We start from the raw sequence: 851 nt of genomic DNA on the forward strand, positions 1-851 counted from the left end.
GCGCCCGCCCGGTCGGCGATCTCCTCCACATTCATCACCAGCACCGGATGCGCGCTCGGCTCCACCAACACACCGAACCCATCACCCAGCAGACGCTCCACCACCGGAGCGAACAACACCGGACGCCGACAATTCTCAAACCAATACCCCGCATCCATCTCCACCCCCGACACCACACCACCCGTCACCGTCGAATACACCGGCACCCGGCCCGGCCCCGGCCGCACGAACCCCAGCCCATCGACGACCTCGTCCCGCAGCCGCTCCACCTGCACCGAATGCGACGCCACCGACGCCGGAACGACCCGCGCCCGCACCCCCGCACTCGCCAGCTCCGCCACGAACCGCTCCACCAGCGCGGTCTCACCCGCCACCGTCGTCGACGACGGACCATTCACCCCCGCCACCGAAAGCTCCCGAGGCAGGCGCCGCTCCACCTCCGCCACCGGCAACGCGACCGACGCCACCACACCCCGCCCCACAAGTTCCCGGGCGAACAACGCCGACCGCTCCACCACCAACCGCGCACCGTCCTCCACACTCAACACACCCGCCACCACCGCCGCCGCGATCTCCCCCTGCGAATGACCCACCACCGCACCCGGCCGCACACCCCACGACTCCCACACCCCCGCCAAAGCCACCTGCACCACGAACAACACCGGCTGCACCACCTCAATCCGCGCCAACAACCCCCCATCACCCAAAACACCCGCCACCGACCAATCCACCCACCGCTCCACCCCAGCAGCCACCTCACCGAACCGCTCCGCGAACACCTCCGACTCCACCAACAACCGCCGACCCAACCCCACCCACTGCGACCCCTGACCAGGAAAAACGAACGCGAC

Annotated in this window: 1 protein-coding gene; it reads right to left on the reverse strand. The window is 69.2% G+C overall.

Annotated elements, in window-relative coordinates; all coding sequences use genetic code 11:
• Positions 1-815: acyltransferase domain-containing protein (locus tag IE99_RS29925; protein WP_342666258.1), on the reverse strand; the 815-nt coding region annotated here is incomplete at its 3' end.
• Positions 816-851: the final 36 nt, after the last annotated feature.

It is taken from the genome of Spirillospora albida, assembly GCF_000718255.1.
GTDB classification, from domain to species: Bacteria; Actinomycetota; Actinomycetes; order Streptosporangiales; family Streptosporangiaceae; genus Spirillospora; species Spirillospora albida.